This is a genomic window from Salinivirga sp., from assembly GCF_035268865.1.
Lineage (GTDB): Bacteria > Bacteroidota > Bacteroidia > Bacteroidales > Salinivirgaceae > Salinivirga.
Genome location: NZ_DATFKB010000014.1, coordinates 22,165 through 40,487 on the forward strand (window position 1 = coordinate 22,165; position 18,323 = coordinate 40,487).

The 18,323-nt window shown below is 39.7% G+C and carries 16 protein-coding genes; 6 read left to right on the plus strand and 10 right to left on the minus strand.

Going from position 1 to position 18,323, the window contains the following annotated elements:
* The first annotated feature begins 41 nt into the window (after window positions 1-41).
* The 4 genes from rpoN (at window position 42) to VJ937_RS00860 (ending at window position 4,916) form a co-directional block, all read left to right on the plus strand.
* On the plus strand, window positions 42-1,493 hold the full coding sequence (rpoN, locus tag VJ937_RS00845; RefSeq protein ID WP_324065027.1) for an RNA polymerase factor sigma-54: 1,452 nt from the start codon (window positions 42-44) through the stop codon (window positions 1,491-1,493).
* Window positions 1,494-2,108, plus strand: a complete 615-nt coding sequence (locus tag VJ937_RS00850) for a hypothetical protein (RefSeq protein WP_324065028.1) — start codon at window positions 1,494-1,496, stop codon at window positions 2,106-2,108.
* Between the two features lie 162 nt (window positions 2,109-2,270).
* Window positions 2,271-4,412 (plus strand): ribonuclease R, encoded by a 2,142-nt coding sequence (rnr, locus tag VJ937_RS00855; protein ID WP_324065029.1) that lies wholly within the window; start codon window positions 2,271-2,273, stop codon window positions 4,410-4,412.
* 3 nt (window positions 4,413-4,415) lie between these two features.
* Window positions 4,416-4,916 carry a YpsA SLOG family protein gene (locus VJ937_RS00860; RefSeq protein ID WP_324065030.1) on the plus strand — a complete coding sequence of 167 codons (501 nt, stop codon included), beginning with the start codon at window positions 4,416-4,418 and terminating at the stop codon, window positions 4,914-4,916.
* Here the strand turns inward: VJ937_RS00860 and VJ937_RS00865 are convergent.
* The 10 genes from VJ937_RS00865 to VJ937_RS00910 form a co-directional block, all read right to left on the minus strand.
* Window positions 4,913-5,305 carry a hypothetical protein gene (locus VJ937_RS00865; RefSeq protein WP_324065031.1) on the minus strand — a complete coding sequence of 131 codons (393 nt, stop codon included), beginning with the start codon at window positions 5,303-5,305 and terminating at the stop codon, window positions 4,913-4,915. The two genes, VJ937_RS00860 and VJ937_RS00865, sit on opposite strands and share 4 nt — an antisense overlap.
* On the minus strand, window positions 5,298-5,726 hold the full coding sequence (gene tsaE / locus VJ937_RS00870; RefSeq protein WP_324065032.1) for a tRNA (adenosine(37)-N6)-threonylcarbamoyltransferase complex ATPase subunit type 1 TsaE: 429 nt from the start codon (window positions 5,724-5,726) through the stop codon (window positions 5,298-5,300). The genes VJ937_RS00865 and tsaE overlap by 8 nt, the downstream gene beginning before the upstream one ends.
* Entirely contained in the window at window positions 5,723-7,273 is a 1,551-nt protein-coding gene (locus VJ937_RS00875; protein WP_324065033.1) for a bifunctional response regulator/alkaline phosphatase family protein, read from the minus strand. Before VJ937_RS00875 ends, tsaE begins: the two co-directional genes overlap by 4 nt.
* A 39-nt stretch (window positions 7,274-7,312) precedes the next feature.
* Window positions 7,313-9,976, minus strand: a complete 2,664-nt coding sequence (locus VJ937_RS00880) for a hypothetical protein (protein ID WP_324065034.1) — start codon at window positions 9,974-9,976, stop codon at window positions 7,313-7,315.
* Between the two features lie 41 nt (window positions 9,977-10,017).
* Entirely contained in the window at window positions 10,018-11,115 is a 1,098-nt protein-coding gene (locus VJ937_RS00885; RefSeq protein ID WP_324065035.1) for an Mrp/NBP35 family ATP-binding protein, read from the minus strand.
* Between the two features lie 12 nt (window positions 11,116-11,127).
* A complete protein-coding gene (locus tag VJ937_RS00890; RefSeq protein WP_324065036.1) occupies window positions 11,128-11,445 on the minus strand; it encodes an MGMT family protein in 318 nt (105 codons plus the stop codon).
* Window positions 11,429-12,145, minus strand: a complete 717-nt coding sequence (gene trmB, locus VJ937_RS00895) for a tRNA (guanosine(46)-N7)-methyltransferase TrmB (protein ID WP_324065037.1) — start codon at window positions 12,143-12,145, stop codon at window positions 11,429-11,431. The genes VJ937_RS00890 and trmB overlap by 17 nt, the downstream gene beginning before the upstream one ends.
* Before the next feature lie 2 nt (window positions 12,146-12,147).
* Window positions 12,148-12,612 (minus strand): gliding motility lipoprotein GldH, encoded by a 465-nt coding sequence (locus tag VJ937_RS00900; protein ID WP_324065038.1) that lies wholly within the window; start codon window positions 12,610-12,612, stop codon window positions 12,148-12,150.
* Complete coding sequence (locus tag VJ937_RS00905) at window positions 12,599-13,753, minus strand: regulatory iron-sulfur-containing complex subunit RicT (protein WP_324065039.1); 1,155 nt, start codon at window positions 13,751-13,753, stop codon at window positions 12,599-12,601. Before VJ937_RS00905 ends, VJ937_RS00900 begins: the two co-directional genes overlap by 14 nt.
* A gap of 165 nt (window positions 13,754-13,918) precedes the next feature.
* Window positions 13,919-15,052 (minus strand): DNA polymerase III subunit, encoded by a 1,134-nt coding sequence (locus VJ937_RS00910; protein WP_324065040.1) that lies wholly within the window; start codon window positions 15,050-15,052, stop codon window positions 13,919-13,921.
* 174 nt (window positions 15,053-15,226) lie between these two features.
* Here VJ937_RS00910 and VJ937_RS00915 point away from each other — a divergent pair, with 174 nt between their 5' ends.
* Window positions 15,227-16,411 (plus strand): phosphoglycerate kinase, encoded by a 1,185-nt coding sequence (locus tag VJ937_RS00915; RefSeq protein ID WP_324065041.1) that lies wholly within the window; start codon window positions 15,227-15,229, stop codon window positions 16,409-16,411.
* Between the two features lie 151 nt (window positions 16,412-16,562).
* Window positions 16,563-18,308: an adenylate/guanylate cyclase domain-containing protein gene (locus tag VJ937_RS00920; protein ID WP_324065042.1), complete on the plus strand. Its 1,746-nt coding sequence runs from the start codon at window positions 16,563-16,565 to the stop codon at window positions 18,306-18,308.
* Window positions 18,309-18,323 lie beyond the last annotated feature (15 nt).

Genomic DNA, 18,323 nt, shown 5'->3' on the forward strand with positions numbered 1-18,323 from the left:
CCAAATCGATAGATAATCGTTAAATAGAATAAAAGAGACCCATGCTTAAGCAAAGTTTACAGCAAAAATTGTTGCAAAAGTTATCGCCGCAGCAAATTCAATTAATTAAGCTGCTGGAGGTACCTACGTTGCAGCTTGAGCAACGGGTGAAAAAGGAGATCGAAGAAAACCCTGCGCTCGAAGAGGGCAATGATAATTACGAGGATGAATATCAGCAGGAAGACGACTACCAGGAAGATGATTCGGGAGATGAGTTTTCTATGGACGATTACATAGAGGACGATGAAATACCGAATTATAAGCTACAGGCCTCGAATTATTCCAAAGACGATGAGCACAAGGAAATACCATACTCCGAAGGAGCATCGTTTCATGAGTTTTTGCGCAATCAGCTTAGTCTTAAGGTTAGTTTGGATGAGCAGAATCGCACATTGGCCGAGTATATTATTGGCAATATAGATGATGATGGGTACCTAAGGCGCAACCTTAAAAGTATAGTCGATGACCTTGCTTTTTCGCAGGGTATTCGCACCAATGAGACCGACCTTTTTATGTTGCTCAAGAAAATTCAGGAGCTTGATCCGCCCGGCGTAGGCGCCAGAGACTTACAGGAATGCCTCCTTTTACAAATTGAAAGGAAAGATTTTGAAAAAGAGTCGGTGAAATATGCCGAAAAAATATTGCGACACCATTTTGTAGAGTTTACAAAAAAACATTACGAAAAAATTATAAAGCGTCTCAATATAAGTCGTGATCAGCTTAAGGAAGCACTCGATGAAATTTTGCATTTGAATCCAAAACCGGGTGGCGCATTTAGCGATCCTTCTGCAGCCAATGTACATGCCATAATTCCCGACTTTATACTTGATAATAATAACGGTAAACTTGAATTGTCGCTGAATTCCCGTAACGTACCAGAGCTCCATGTGAGCCAAACTTACGCCGACATGTTAAAGGCCTTTGCCAAAGACAAAAAGAGCCGAACCAAACAGGATAAAGAAGCCATAACCTTTGTAAAGCAGAAACTGGATTCGGCCCGCTGGTTTATTGATGCTATTCAGCAAAGGCAGGCCACGCTTTTACTTACGATGAATGCAATTCTGGAATACCAGTACGAATATTTTCAGGATGGGGATGAGCGTAAGCTCAAGCCAATGATTCTGAAAGATATAGCAGAAGAAACGGGCCTTGACATCTCAACAATCTCACGTGTGGCCAACAGTAAGTATATTCAAACGGATTTTGGTATATTTCCATTAAAATCATTCTTTTCTGAGGGTATGCAAACTGAAGACGGCGAAGAGGTATCCACGCGTGAAATTAAAAACATTCTAAAAGATTGTATCACCAACGAGAGTAAGAGCAAGCCGCTTACTGACGAAAAACTCACAAATATTTTGAAGGATAAAGGCTACAAAATCGCACGGCGTACAGTCGCAAAATACCGCGAGCAGCTGGATATACCCGTAGCCCGTTTGAGAAAGGAAGTGTAAATGTTAAAGCAATTAGCCAAAGCCATATCCATAATACTTCACCCTGTGTTGATGCCAACACTGGGTTTGTTTGTTATTTTCAGTTCATCGTATTATATGAGTATGATGCCGCAAAAAGGGCAGGATGTAACCTACCTGATTGTTTTTGTGAGCACATTTCTTTTACCGGTCATCATGATGTCACTTTTTTTGCTTCGCAAAGTGATAAAATCATTTGAAATGACGCAAACCCAGGAACGCTTTGTCCCGTTTCTTGTTACTGCAATTTTTTATTTCTTCTCTTTTTTCACATTGCATAGACTTAATGCACCAGGATTTATTTCATCGTACATTTTTGGTGCATTTGTCATTGTTTTTTTTATATCTATCATTACTGTGAAATGGAAAATTTCAGCACATGCAGCAGGCCTTGGTGGCATGATTGGGATGATATTAGCGCTTTCAGATTTGTACCATGCTCATAATCCTCATTTTTTTATACAGGCAATAGTTGCTGCGGGACTGGTGGGAACGGCCAGGTTGTTTCTTGGTACCCACACCATAAAACAGGTAGCAGGAGGTTTTGCGCTAGGTTTTGTGGTTATGCTGACCACAATTTATCTTTATCCTATTTAATTGTTTCGCCCAAACCTGATATGGCTTATTTCGCAAAAGTTTGCGGAATACAATTGTATATTGTTTAATTGCCAGATTCTACTAAATAAATACGAATTAATACAGGTAACTGAGATAATTCATTGAATTTTTCAGTAATTTGTATGTCATAAATGTTTCTATATGGCAAAAAAGAAAAAGAAGAAAAAAGGAAAGTCGTTGAATAAACGGCAAATAAAAAATATGGTTGTCCAGTTTTTAGAAGACAATCCTACAAAAAGCTTTAACTATAAACAGGTATGTAAAGCCCTGAGGTTAACCGGACAGGATAAACGAATACTTGTTAACAAGGCTTTGGATGATTTGACTAATGAAGGAATGGCGAAAATGTCCAAAAGAGGGAGTTATAAACTCAATAAAGCCGGAGCCTATATTACCGGGCGCATTCATTTAAACAGGAAAAGGCCTGCCACACTCATTAGCGAAGATATTGGAGAGGAGATTATGATATCGCAGGGTAATTTGAATCATGCCCTTCACAACGATATTGTGAAGGTTTTTATTTATGCCCGGAAGCGTAAAATGAGCGAAGGAGAAGTAATCGAAATTGTTGAGCGAGCCAAAGAGCAGTTCGTCGGAATTTTAAAAGTATCGAAACACTATGCTTTTCTTATTCCAGATAGCCCACAGATGCCTTATGATATTTTTATTCCACCTGCTTCAATTGGTGAAGCGCGTGATAACGATAAGGTAGTTGCCACTATTAAGGAGTGGCCTGCCGAAGCAAAAAATCCCGTCGGGAAAATTGTGGAGGTGCTGGGGCAGGCCGGCGAACATAATGCCGAAATGCACGCCATACTTGCGGAGTTCGAGTTGCCATTCAAATTTCCGGATAAGGTACTGGAACAGGCTGAGAAAATTTCCGATGCCATTGATGCATCAGAAATAAAAAAACGCACAGATTTTCGCGATGTGCTTACTTTTACCATTGACCCGGCCGATGCTAAAGATTTTGACGATGCCATATCTATTAAAAGGCTAAAAAATAACCATTGGGAAGTGGGCGTACATATTGCCGATGTTACCCATTACGTAACACCCGGGACTGTGCTCGATAAGGAAGGCTACGATCGTGCTACTTCCATTTATCTCGTCGACAGGGTTGTGCCTATGCTCCCTGAGCGATTGAGCAATGGTGTGTGCTCGCTTAGGCCAAATGAAGATAAACTTTGTTTTGCAGTAGTTTTTGAAATGGATGATGATGCCAATGTGTTGAAATATTATATTGACCGTACCATTATAAACTCAGACCACAGACTGGCCTATGAAGATGCGCAGGAAATGATTGAAACCGGTGAGGGGAAACTTGCCAACGAAATGGTAAAGCTTAATGACCTTGCACAAATACTGCGTAAACGACGCTATAAGGATGGCTCCATTAATTTCGAAAGAAAAGAGGTGAAGTTTAACCTGAAAGATGACGGCACGCCCACCGGCGTATATTTTAAGATCAGTAAGGAGGCAAATCAACTTATTGAGGAGTTTATGTTACTTGCCAACCGCACTGTTGCCAATCACATCAAAGTGTTGTCGCAGGGCCGTAAAAAGGCCTTTGTATACCGTATTCATGATAAACCCAACCCTGAAAAACTTCAGCACCTTTCGCGATTTGTAAAAAGATTTGGATACCAGGTAGAAACCGAAAGCAAATCTAAAATTGCAAAGTCGCTCAATAATATGATTGATGATGCCAAAGATAAACCTTACAGACATCTTATTGAGGTGCTGTCGGTGCGTTCTATGGCCAAGGCTGTTTATTCAACTTTTAATATTGGGCACTATGGTCTGGCATTCGATTATTACACCCATTTTACTTCACCCATTCGCCGATACCCCGATATGATGGTGCATCGCCTGTTAGCTGACTATCTGGATGGGGCAAAATCTTATCCAACACAAAAACTAGAAGACCGGTGCGACCACTGCTCCGATATGGAACAAAAAGCGGTTGCGGCCGAGCGCGCTTCAATTAAATATAAGCAGGTAGAGTTTATGCGCGACCAAATGGGAGAGGAGTTCAATGGTATTATTTCTGGTGTAACCAATTGGGGAATGTACGTTGAGGTAAGTGAAAATGGTTGCGAAGGATTGGTTTCATTGCAGTCGCTCGACGATGATTATTATATCTTTGATGAAGAAGAGATGGCCATAATCGGAAATCAACATAAACGTAAGTACCAATTAGGCGATGAAGTACGAATACAGGTTGCAGGAGCCAACTTGTTGAAAAAGCAACTTGATTTTGAACTTATTCGGGAGGAGTAATATATGAAGCATGTAAAGAAGATATTGTCGGGCGGACAAACAGGCGTTGATCAGGGCGCACTAAAAGCTGCCGTGGATGCTGATTTTCCTTATGGCGGATGGTGCCCGCCCGATGAAAGTGATGAAACCGGTACAAAAACGCAGTTTAAACTTTGGCCAACACCTGAGTCATCAGGGGAGTTGGCTCCTGATGTGCCGCGTTCGCAGCGCACAGAATGGAATGTGCGCGATGCCGATGCCACGTTGGTGTTAAGCTCAAAAGATTTGATTAAGGACGCTGGTACGCAATTCACAATACAGGCTGCCAACCAATTTAATAAACCACTTTTACCATTGGCGATTGAGGATCCTGAAAAAGATCGAAAGTTAAAAGAATGGCTTTTAAAACACGATGTCGAAGTGCTTAATATTGCCGGCCCGCCCAGGAGTGTTGCTCCGCAACTTGAAAAATTGTGTTATGAGTGGTTGGTGAGTTTTTTTAGTGAACTGCAGTCAGGCAATTAAGCAAGCTTCGATCGCTGATCAAGTAGTTTATTAATCTCTTCTGTGGTGAGATCTTTTTGCTGTAGCTTTTTGTCGATGGAGTCAAGCGGACTTTCTTCAGTTTGGGTTTCAGGCTGTTTTTCCTGAGGGGTGTCGGGTCTGTTTTTTACTTCCCGGCGCAATTCTGTCAGTAGGTTTTCAAGTAAATCTCTGACTGGTTCTCCCATGTTTTCAAAGGTTTCTTCGTCCATATTGTCACGGATGGAGTCAAAATGGTTTAGCAGAAAATCTACATTTCCATCAATCTCAATGTCAGGATGATCAAAATCACCCTCTTTTCGCAATTGATGATAAAGTGCGATTAATTCGGTTATAAGTTCTTTGAATGGCCTGCGCGACGATTCACTCATTATCAGTTATTTTAATTTTTCTTCGATCCTTATCGATTATTCGAATATAGATATTTCTTATTTTCTCCGGCAAAATTGGTTCCACTTTTTCAGGCCACTCCAGCAAGCAGAGTTCTCCTGATTCAAAATACTCCAATGTGCCAATATTCATGGCTTCTTCGAGATCGTTTAGGCGATAGAAATCGAAATGATAGAGAAGTTTGCCATTGGCGGTCTCATACTCATTAATGAGGTTAAAAGTAGGACTTGCGACCTGTTCTTTTACCTGAAGCGCCTGGCAAATTTCTTTTATGAAAGTTGTCTTGCCCGCTCCCATTTCTCCATAGAATGCCCAAATGGTTTGGCCGTTGGTGTTTTCGAGTAATTCGCGGGCAGCAATTTTTAAATCATCTATATTTTCAATGTGAAACTCCTTTTTCATACCTTAGGTTTTAATACGGCAAACGGTATCAAAAGTTCTTCTAAGGATACTCCTCCGTGCTGAAAAGTGTCTTTATAATATTTAACGTAGTGGTTATAGTTGTTCGGATAGGCTAAAAAATCCTGCTCCTTTGCAAATATAAATTTTGAACTGATATGAGGAGTGGGCAAATAAACATCTTTGGGTTTGGTTACTTCAAAAACCTCTTTTGGGTTATAATTCAGGTTACGGCCATGTTTATAGCGCAGGTTTGTGGTGGTTTTTCGATCGCCTATAACTTTTACCGGATTGTTTATTCTCACTGAACCATGATCGGTTGTAATAACTACTTTAATGCCTTTTTCGCTGGCAATTTTGAGTACTTCGTAGAGGTTCGAATGTTCGAACCACGAAATGGTTAGTGATCGGTATGCAGCTTCATCATTGGCCAGTTCTTTTATAACATCCATTTCAGTACGGGCATGCGATAGCATGTCGACAAAATTGTAGACCAATACGGAGAGCTGATGCTCTGGAATGCGACTGGCTTTTTCTAATATTTTCTGACCATGCGACTGGTTGATGATTTTTTCGTAAAACCATTTGTATTCCTTGCCGAAGCGCCTTAAAGTGTTTGATAGTAGCTCCTCTTCGTGTTGATTTTTTCCACCTTCTTCTTCATCGTTGAGCCACAAATCGGGATATAGTTTTTCAATTTCTGAAGGCATTAAGCCTGCAAAAAGGGCGTTCCGGGCATATTGTGTTGCTGTGGGCAGTATACTCGAAATTATTTCTTCATGCTCAATATCATAAATTTGGGAGAACAGGGGCTTTAACATCCGGTATTGATCCAGCCTTAAATTATCTATTACAATGAGCAGTATTTTCTCTTTGTCAGCCAATGGCAAAACGCGTTGTTTCATCACCTGGTGCACCATAAGTGGTCTGTCCTCATCTCCATGAAACCAATTAGGGTAATTTTTTTTAATAAACTTATAAAATTCTGTATTGGCTGAAGATTTCTGCATTTGCACCACTTCTTCCATCCCTCCCACGCCATTTTGCTGGAGCTCGGTTTCCCAGTATACAATCTTTTCATATACCTTCGCCCAATCCTGAAAGTTGCGGCAATCATTTATTTGCATGCCAATTTGGCTGAAAGCTGATTGGTACGATGAAGTGGTTTTTTCGCTGACAAGTCTTGTGTGGTCTATGTTTTTCTTGAGTGAGAGCAGTATCTGATTTGGATTTACAGGTTTAATGAGGTAGTCCTGAATTTTGCTGCCTATGGCTTCTTCCATAATTTGCTCTTCCTCACTTTTGGTAATCATGACTATGGGCACCTCATTTCGCAGTTCTTTCATGCGCTGCAGGGTTTCTAGTCCTGATATTCCCGGCATGTTTTCGTCCAGAAAAACAATATCGAACACCTCTTCTTGTAATGTTTTTATACCGTCTTCGCCATTGTTGGCTGTGTTAACTTCATATCCTTTCTTTTCCAGAAACAAGATATGTGGTTTTAGTAATTCAATTTCATCATCGACCCAAAGGATTTTAATTGTGCGCATGGTTTTTCTATTAAGAACGTAAAATGTCTGAAATATTATTTATTCACTAGCCTGCTCGCGCCTTTTTACATAATTTTCCTGAAAAAATTCCATATATTGACTGGCCGCCTTTGTTTCGAAGAGCTTTTTGTAATTCTCTTCTGAGATGACAAAATGAATGTAGTTTTTCTTTGAGATATCCTCGTATACTTCTTTAATGTAGTTTATCGATTCGTAGTAGTTCATGGCGTTGTACCATGTAGTAAACGGCTCTACGGTTATAGCCTGATAGTCAGCAGAAAAAACAAAATCCTTCACTTTAAAGTCGAGAATACTGTAATAATCGATATTAAAGTTCGATATGTTAAATTTCACAAGGTTTGCACTGGCTATGCGCGTATCTATAATGCTAACATAATAGTGGGGAACGCGTTCCTGCATTTTGAAGTCCACCTGCACCTCTTTTTTGGTTTTGTCTGCAATGGTTTTTTCTTCTTCTTTTTCTTCCACACCCTGTGGTTTGGTCTGATCGGTAGTCATGTAGCGCACCAGGTCTTTTGCATACGGGGTTTCGTTGCCTGCGGGGAATTGAGTTATATAATCATTAAGATAGGCAACAAAAGTGGCAGAGTCGGCCATGCGACCTTTTGCTATGGTGTTTAACAGTGCAAATTTGCTGTAAAGCTGGTGTTTTGCAAATGCTGTATCAGCCCTTCTGAAATTGTTTATTACCTGCTGGTACTCGCCTTTTTTAAACAGGCGCCATGTCGTACGGTAAAAGAATTTTGCCTGTTGCTCTTTTTCCTGTATTTTTTTAATGTAATCCGGGTTGGTCATTAAACGTGCATAGAGCGATTCCGGATATTGTTGAATAATAATGTTTCGGTATCTTTCGGCCTCCTCGCGCTCCCGCATTTCATCATACATTTTATACATTCGGTAATATACCGTAATATTTTTCTCAAAGCCGGGATATCGACTCAATAATTCTTCGTATGTGTTGGTTGCCTTTGGCAAATCTTCCAGCTTAACTCTATATACATTGCCAAGTTCATAATAAGCATGTTGTATTAAAGAATCTGAAACGGCCAGAGCACTATCTGTAAGTGGTAAGTTTTGCAGATAGTATTTGCGTTTTTTATTGTCGGTAACTTTGGTTGAGTCTTCGCCCTGCGTGTTTTCAGCCATAGGGTCGCTTGTCATTTGGCTCTTGTTGCTTCTGCGCCAATTATCTTCAAGTTCTCTCTGTCCCCACTTTTGTTTAAAAGAGTTCTCTCCCATGCTCACTGCTGTTGGATTGTAAAAATACCATCCTCCTCCCTGCCTTTGACGGGTGTCTTGCTGCTGGTTTTGCATGGCCAGCCTGTTCATACGTTCCTCTTCCATCTGGCGTTTCTCTTCTTCAATAAGGTCTTCAATAATTTGGTCTATTAAGGCTGACCGTTCTGATTGGCTCATTGCAGCAACCCGTTGCAGGCTATCCTGATGTTCGATAGTTGTAATGTGTGTTACAAGCTCGTTGAGGTTTTGAGATTTATTGTAAATTTTTTCGTAGTTGCGACGTTTTTTATCAATGAAACCCATTGCACTATCATAGTACATTTGAGCATTTTTATAGTCGGGTTGTTCAAAATATATATTGGCTACAGCAAGGTATGATTCTGTTTTCTGGTAATTGTTTTGCACCGATACTGCTGCTGATTTCCTGTAGTATTTTAGTGCTTCCGGTATATTATTTTTATTTTCTTCGATCGAACCCAGTGCAAAATATATTTGATCCTGGTACTCTTTATTTTTGTCATCTTTGAGCATTTTTTTCAGCTCTTTCTGGAGGTCCTCTGCCGATCCTTGTGTGGTTCGGTATAATTGTGCCATATTGATGCGTGCATTAAAAACCATTTCATAAATGGGGTTTTTGCGCATTACAATGGCATAGTTTTCATTGGCTTTGTCGTTATTCTGCAGTTCCTGGTATATTTGAGCAAGGATGTAATGATAACGATATTTTTTAGTTTTGTCTTTGGCAAGCGGTATGGCCTTTTCAAGTTGTTTGGCCGCTTCTTTAAATTCGTATTGTTTTTTGTGATATTCTGCTACTGTCAGGTATAATGCTTTGTCCAGCCTTTTGGGGAATTGATTGTCGCCCTGCATAAGTTCGATGAGCTCTTTTGCCCGGTCGAATTTATCCATTTCAAGATAGGTTCTTGTAAGCCATAATTGACCGTCATATTTAATGGGCATCATGGAGTATTCCCTAATTATGAAACGGAATGTTTCTATGGCCTGAAAATATTCGTGCTTATAAAGTTCAGCTTTTCCTTTCAGCAGGTAGGCATCGTCTACGTGTTTACAATATTCGGGTAAGTCGTTAAACTCTCTGTTTTTCCGCTTTCTTTTTTCTGGTCTTGCAGTAATGGAGTGTTTTTTTACCACTTTTGAGGCTTTTTCCTGCACTCTGCCCATGTCGCTGTTTACTACTGTTGCTGCACCATCGTTTGAATAGTAGAAAATATTCAGCATCCTGGCATAATTGTCGTTGGGCTCATCCATTAACCTGTTTTCACCTGATTTAAATGCGTCTTGTGCATTGTACAATGCATTAAAATAGGCTGTGAGGTTATGGTAAGCTCTTCTGATGGCCGTGTTTTTCTCTGTAGAACAAGAATATAGCAGCCCTCCTAAGAGTGCTGCTATAATAACTATATTGCGAATTCTGCGTTTCAAAAGCTTTTGGTTTTGTGGTTCTGAACGTAAAATTAGTACAATTATTTTCTTGTAATTTGTACGGGTTCAGTCGGAGGCAATTCATCATTACGAATATTTACAGCCTCAATTACGTTTTCTGCCAGTTTCGAAAATTGTTTACCTAATATGCTGTCTGTATCGGTCGCGGCTGGTACACCTTTTTCGCCACTTTCCATTACACCCTGTACAATTGGAATCTGTCCGAGTAAACTAAGTCCGTGTTCATTGGCGAAATTTTTGGCGCCATCTTTACCGAAAAGATAATACTTATTGTCCGGTAATTCTTCCGGAGTAAACCAGGCCATATTTTCAACCACGCCAAGCACGGGCACATTAATGGTTTTTTGGTGGAACATGCTCATTGCTTTTTTAACATCGGCAATGGCTACTTCTTGCGGTGTGGAAACCATTATACCCCCGTTCAGCGGCACTGTTTGCACCATGGTAAGATGAATATCGCCTGTGCCAGGAGGTAAGTCCACAACCATATAATCAATTTCTCCCCATTTGGCCTGAAGCAACAGCTGTTTAATTGCACTTGTTGCCATGGCACCACGCCATATTAAGGCATCGTCGGGATTAACAAAAAAGCCAATTGACAGGGTCTTTAGTCCATATTTTTCAATAGGGATGATCATTTCCTGACCATTCTCTTTTATAACCTGTGGCCTTTCGTTTTCAATATTGAGCATTTTGGGAACTGATGGACCATATATGTCAGCATCAAGTAAAGCTACTTTGGCTCCTGTATTGGCCAGTGCAACGGCCAGATTTACGGCAACGGTTGATTTACCTACTCCTCCCTTACCTGAAGCAACAGCAATAATATTTTTCACCTTGCCCATTGCTGAATGGTCTTCCTCTTTTTTCAATGCTTTAACTTTAATGTTTCCTCGTATCTCAATATCGCCAATCTCTTTTTCCAAAGCCTGAACACAAGCTTTTCTAATGGTTTCGATATTGGGATCGGTGTCGATCGGAAAAACCAGCGTGAAGTTTACTTTTTTTCCTTCGATTTCCAGTTCCTGGACCATGCCCAGTGATATGATGTCTTTATTTTCTTTTGGATGTTTTACTGTGCGTAGAACAGTAAAAATTTGTTTGGTTGTTAGTGCCATAATAGCTTGATTTTAAAATTGGGACGGATCCCAAAGGTGTTTATCTAAATCTATAATTTGATTGTTATCAATTTCTATGCCTTCGTTTTCTAATAATTCAACCATGCTGTTACCCGGGAAGTATTTGCTGCCGGTTAGAAACCCTTTACGATTTACAACCCGGTGTGCAGGTATACCGTCGAGCCATGCTTTTTTGGCATTTAATGCCCAACCCACCATTCTGGCTGACTGGGGGCTGCCAATTGAACGGGCTATTAGTCCATAGGTGGTGACTTTTCCCGCGGGCACTTGCCGTGTAATTTCATATACCTTTTCATAGAAATGCTTCATCTTCTGTTGCTGGTTCGGCTAAATGAGATTCTTTATTTAATTGAAATTTTAAATATGTTATTGTGGGGTTGCCTTCTAAATATAGTGCTTCGTAATGCGTTTTTATGGTTAATTCGTCCTTATAAATAGGGCTTTTGTAGAGGTTTCCTGTATCTGCCAGTATTTTTAAGTTGTTGCTTTCCAATACCTTTTTTGTATAGCGATACAGAAACATACTATCGGTTTTAAGGTGTATTTTTCCCTCGTTTTTCATAATTTTTTGGTACATGCTTAAAAAAGAGGTGTGGGTCATTCGTTTTTTTCTTCTTCTCTTTTTTCTTTGTGGATCGGGAAAAGTAATCCAGATTTCAGATACTTCATTTGTTGCAAAAAAATGGTCGAGGAACTCAATTCTTGTTCTCAGGAAATAGACATTTTTTATCTGTTCCTGGTCACTGATTTTCGCACCCTTCCAAATCCTTGCTCCTTTTATATCAATGCCCAGAAAGTTTTTTTCAGGATGTTTTTTTGCCAGATTTACCGCATATTCCCCTTTGCCACAACCCAACTCCAAAACAAGTGGATTGTTGTTCCCGAATATTTCTTTATGCCATTTTCCTTTTAGCTCATGATCTTTTTTAAGGTATGTATCCAATGAGGGTTCAATTACATGAGTAAAAGTTTTGTTCTCTTCGAATTTGGCCAGCTTATTTTTCCCCACCTTTAATTCAGTTTTTCAATTCGCACCCCTATGTCTGTTATTCCTTCCAGTTTTTCTTTGCGCATACCGTGTTGCAGGGTTAGTTCGTATTTTCCTGTTCTGGGAAAACGAACCCTGGTTTTGTAAGGAATTTTGTTTGTCCAGATACTTCCGAAACCGGATCCTAACCATTCGCCTTTGTCATCGGCTAATATGCAATTTATGGTATCTCTAATGTGCTGATTTCCGGGTAGGTCAGTGTCTGCAAATATGATCAGGTTTGAAAAATCGTATTCGCCGGTATTGCGAATGTTGAGATACATACTGTATATGGCCAAAGAATCGTCAATGTTGAACTGGAAATTTTTAAGTGAATCCATGTGCCATTGTTCTTTGGGCATGCCGCTGTATTGATCAAAAACACTGTCCCTGTCACACCCAATAAATGCAAACAGCATCACAAATAAAAGCAAACTAACGTTTTTCATTTCTTCTGGGATTTCGACGTTTCTTACGTCGTTTAGGGTTCTTCTTTTTATTGCTGTCAAATCGGGTCAGGCTCTCGGTTCCTACTGAATTTGTGTAGTCAAGTTCTGCCTTGTTGCCGGTCGTATTGATGTCGATGGTTTGTTCTTTCCACGTTTCTACTACAATGCCCTTTTTGTTGGCCTGAAGTATCTCTTTTACCCTTTCAGGAGTTAGAGCAATAATTTTTGAACTATTTTCAGCGATGGCCTGATAATACATAATGCGCCGGAAGACGTCTGTTTTTTGGTGGTAAGCCGTGCCCAGCTTTGATTTAATCTCCTTATCGCTTTGTGGAAAATCTTTTTGAGCATCAATGTAGCTGTCAAGCTCGTAGTTAAGACAGCATTTGAGCTTTCCGCACTGCCCGGCCAGTTTTTGTGGGTTCAGGCTAAGTTGTTGCACCCTGGCTGCATTAGTGGTAACCGACACAAAGTCGCTAATCCAGGTAGAGCAACATAACTCACGTCCACATGAACCAATACCTCCGATGAGGCCGGCTTCCTGGCGTGCGCCTATTTGTTTCATCTCAACCCTGATGCGAAACCTTTCAGCGAGCACCTTAATGAGCTGACGAAAATCAACCCGGTCTTCAGCAATGTAATAAAAAATTGCTTTTGTGCGGTCGCCCTGGTATTCAACATCACCAATTTTCATGTTTAATTTTAAATCGCGGGCAATTCTTCGCGATTCAATCATGGTTTCATGCTCAAGCTCCTTGGCTTCTTCCCATTTCTCTACATCGGCTTGTTTGGCCTTGCGATATACTTTTTTGAGTTCGGCACCGGCAGGAACTTTATACTTTTTCATCTGTTCCCTTACGAGTTCTCCGGTGAGGGTTATTACACCAATGTCATGCCCCGGTGATGCTTCTACTGCCACTATATCGCCAACCCTGAGGTTGAGTTGGTTTACGTTTTTATAAAATCCTTTTCTTGTATTTTTAAAACGAACCTCTACTACTTCGTTAATGGCGCTGGGTTGAACCATTTTGTACATCCAATTATGTACATTTAATTTCGATCCACACCCTGATAAGCACTCCCTGTTGGCATGAGCTCTGTTTTCGTAACAACCACATGTGTTTTCAACTCTGCTACTCATGTCAAACTATTTTAGTTGCAGCTTTTTTAACTGCATACGATTCTTAACTTACAAAAATACTATTTTTAATGGCTTTAGCAGAGTTCATTGCCATTTTTCTTGTATAAATACGCACAAGCCGGTTTATTTGCTAAATTCCTATTTAAAAGTTGTTTTTGTCAACCATTAGTTTGAGCTGTTTTTTAGGTTTTCGTGGATTTTTATAGCCAGATCAAACATCACAATTTTTGTGTTGACATTCCGGGTAATATGGAAAATAGCTTCTTCAAGCTCACGTGAAAGCAGATTTGCCGTACTGGGATTGATCATTTTAGAAAAATTTTGCGAAAATTTTCGCTCTTCTTCGGTCAAATGCACCATATCCTCAAGTTGCATGTTCAGCGCCATGTTGTTGCGAACCAAAAACAGACAATATTGCAGGAATTCTACAATGTTGTCACGCGACATTGTTTTAAAATCGTTGACTATTTTATTAATATTTTCAATGTTGAAGGAGTAGCTCATTCTGAAATATTCGATAAATCGGTCCAGGTTTTTTCCTAATTCATCACTATTGGCAACCAGTGAAATGGCTTTGTTAAAACTTCCGTCGGCAAAAACAGCCAGCTTTTGCGCTTCATTTTCTGGCATTTTAAATTGTGCACGGAGGCCCTCTGCAATTTCGTCAGTTTGTAATATTTGTGTGCGAATAAGTTGTGAACGGCTGATGATTGTGGGTAAGATAAGTTCTGTGCGGTCGCTGATTAATAGAAATATGGTTTTCTCGGGCGGTTCTTCAAGGGCTTTGAGCAACTTGTTTGCTGTCTCCATATTTACTTTTTCCATCATCCAGAAAATAAAAATTTTATATTTTCCACCGTAGCTTTTCAGGCTAAGTTTATGGATAAGCGCCTCATTTTCGCTGACAAAAATTCCGGCTTGTTTGTTTTCAGCATTGAGCTTTACAACCCAATCGATATAAGAAAAGTAAGGTTGTGCCTTAAAAAGTTCTCTGAAAAGTTCTATAAAATCGTCGCTTTTAGGCTTATCTGTAGATTTCTTTTTAATGACAGGGTATACGAGATGTAAGTCGGGGTGCTCTAAATTTGAAATTCGTTTGCATGAGCTGCATTCACCGCAAGAATCAGTCTCTGTCGGATTTTCGCATAATAAAAATTGCGCATATGCCATTGCAAGCGGAAGTTTGCCACTCCCTTTGGGCCCTGTAAAAAGTAGGTTGTGACTTATGCGGCCTGATGCTGACATGCCGGTTAACTGTTTTTTTACCTTGTGTTGTCCCAGTACTTCACTAAACTTCATAAAAACTTTTTTTTGTTTTCCGAAAACGTGTGCGTAAAAAAAACCTTCTTTTCATGCTGTTTCTGCATGGATTATGCATTATTTTTAACCTCAAATAGATTTTATTTTGCGTTGGTAAAGTTAGAAATTTTGTAAATTTGATTATCAAAACCCATATAATAAACCTAATTAATTATGCAGGACATTACCGCTTATAAATTTAAGAACAAAAAAGCCCTAATCAGGGTCGATTTTAATGTGCCACTGAACGATCAGTTTGAAGTGACAGATGATACCCGCATCAAAGCTACGATGCCAACAATTAAAGAGGTTCTAAAAGGTGGAGGCAGTGTAATATTGATGTCTCACCTTGGCCGTCCGAAAGGGGCAGAAGAAAAGTATTCTTTGAAACACCTAGTTCCTGCACTTGAAAAAATTACAGGTAAAGATGTGATTTTTGTGTCGGACTGTATCGGTGATGAAGCCGTGAAAGCTAAAAAAGACCTGGCCCCAGGAGAAATTCTTTTACTGGAGAACCTGCGATTTTATCCGGAAGAGAAAAATGGCGATGCTGAGTTTGCAAAAAAACTCGCCGAAGGAGCAGATGTATATGTGAATGATGCTTTTGCTACTGCACACCGTGCTCATGCATCAACTTCTATTATCGCAGCACTTTTTGGTCCGAATAAAATGTTTGGAAAAGTAATGACCAACGAGATCCAGCATCTGGATAAAGCCTTAAATGCTCCTAAAAAAGGTTATACCGCTATTATTGGTGGTGCAAAAGTTTCAAGTAAAATTATTGTCATTGAGCAATTGCTTAAAAAGGTCGATAAGCTCGTTATTGGAGGCGCAATGGCTTACACTTTTATCAAAGCTCAAGGCGGCAAGGTGGGCGATTCAATGGTAGAAGAAGAGTATATTGATACCGCCAAAAAAGTGATGGAAGCTGCCGCTAAAAACGATACCGAAATTATTTTACCTGTCGATTCAGTGAACGGCGATGCCTTTAAAGCTGATGCTAATACACAGGTTACTCCGGCTGATGCTATTGAAGCTGGTTGGATGGGAATGGATATAGGACCAGAAACACTCACGCGTTTAGGTGATATCATCTCCAAATCAAAAACTATTCTGTGGAATGGGCCGGTTGGAGTATTCGAAATGGAAAAATTTGCCCGTGGTACATTCGGTATTGCTCAAATGATTGCCGATGCTACAGACAAAGGATTATATTCACTTGTTGGTGGTGGTGACTCCGTTTCGGCGCTTAATAAATCAGGGCTTGCAAACGAAGTGAGTTATGTGTCAACTGGTGGAGGAGCTATGCTCGAGTATATTGAAGGCAAAAAATTGCCAGGAATAGCTGCAATAGGATAATTCCATAATATAATTTGTTGGTTAAAGGGGTCATGAAATGCTTTTCATGACCCTTTTTTTTAGTTTTTTGTGTTTGATGCCTAATAATTTTCATCGAAGCTTAAATAAATTTGGGATTTAGTAATCTTACCGTTAAATTCATCACAAAAAAGTGAAAATAAGACTTACCTCCATATTTCTCCTGTTGTTTTCTGTATTAACCTTGCAAGCCTCCAATAAATACAAGGTGTTGATTGAAAACCATTATTCAAAAAATGTAAAAATTGTAAAAACCGACAGTCTTTGGATTAAAGTTCAAATACCGGAAAATGCCCAGTACCGTTTTCATAAAGATAGCCAGTGGCAACAAAACGGTTCCAATATGGCAGGTTTTTATTCTGCTGTTAATGCCGATCATATATTATACATAAAGCACGCTGATGGGAAAATAGAAGAAGCAAGATTAATTGTGAAGCAGCAACGTGTGTTGTCTATCTGGTTTTGGATTAGTGCTTTGTTGTTTTTATTAAGTCTCATTTGGCTTATTGTGCGATACTTTAAATATCGGTTTTCTGTAGAGCGTTTAGATTTGGAGTTGCGCCTGCAAAAAACTACCGAACGCATGATAGAGCAGCGGCAGTCGTATGAGGCCAAGTTAGCAGAGCGCTTGCCAAAAGAGGAAGTGGAAGAACTTAAAGTACAGGGAAAATCGAAGCGGTACAAAATGGTTACCGTGCTGTTTTCCGATGTGTCAGGGTTTAGTAAATTGACATCGAAAGATAACCCTGATAAGCTTGTCGATGACCTGGACAAATTCTTTTATAAGTTTGATCAGACTGTTAAAAAATATAATATTCAGAAAATAAAGACAGTTGGCGATACATATATGTGTGCCGGTGGTATTCCAAAAAAGAACCGTACCAATCCTATTGAAGTTGTGCTTGCGGCTCTTGAGATGCAGCAATATATTGACGGATTAAAATCAAAATACCCTGACTCTGAAAACAGGATTTGGGGGTTAAGAATTGGCATACATACCGGGCCCGTTTTTGCAGGCAAAGAGGGACTTAAAAAGCAATCGTTCGATATTTGGGGCGAAACAGTGAATATTGCAAGTCGCATGGAATCATCGGGCGAAATAGGAAAAACTAACATTAGCGGCAATACATACGAACTCATACGCGATTATTTTATTTGCAATTATCATGGAAAAATGCCCGTAAAATATCGTGGCGATGTAGATATGTATTTTATCGAAGGCTTTCGACCTAATCTTTCGGTTAATAAGCAGGGATTTATTCCAAACGAAGATTTTTATATAAAGCTTGCTTTTATTCGATTTGATGACCTGGAAGAGGAGGTAATGGACTTGCTCGAACGTCAATTACCGGATAATTTGGCATATCATAATTTGAAACACACCATTGATGTGGTTACTCAAGTAGAGCTTATTGGCAGGCAAGAAAAGATAAGCGAACGCGATATGCTGTTATTAAAAACAGCTGCTTTATTCCATGACACCGGTTTTACCCGGGGGTATAAAGACCATGAATTGTTGGGCATACAAATAGCAAGAGAGATTTTGCCACGTTTCCATTACAGCGAGGAGCAAATTGAGGCAATATCCGATTTGATCTATGCTACAAAGTTGCCCCCAAAACCGAAAAATAAACTTGAAATGATCATTTGTGATGCTGATTTGGATTACCTTGGCCGGGCTGACTTCATACCTGTGTCAGAGACCCTGTTCAGAGAGCTTGTGGAGCATAAATTCATAGAAGACGACTATGATAAATGGAATCAAATACAAATAAAATTTATTGAATCACATCAATACTTTACCGACACTGCTAAAAGATTACGTGATGTTAACAAAAAAAAGCAGTTGGAAAACATTCGGAAACAATTAAAAAAATAGTTATATTGAAAAAAT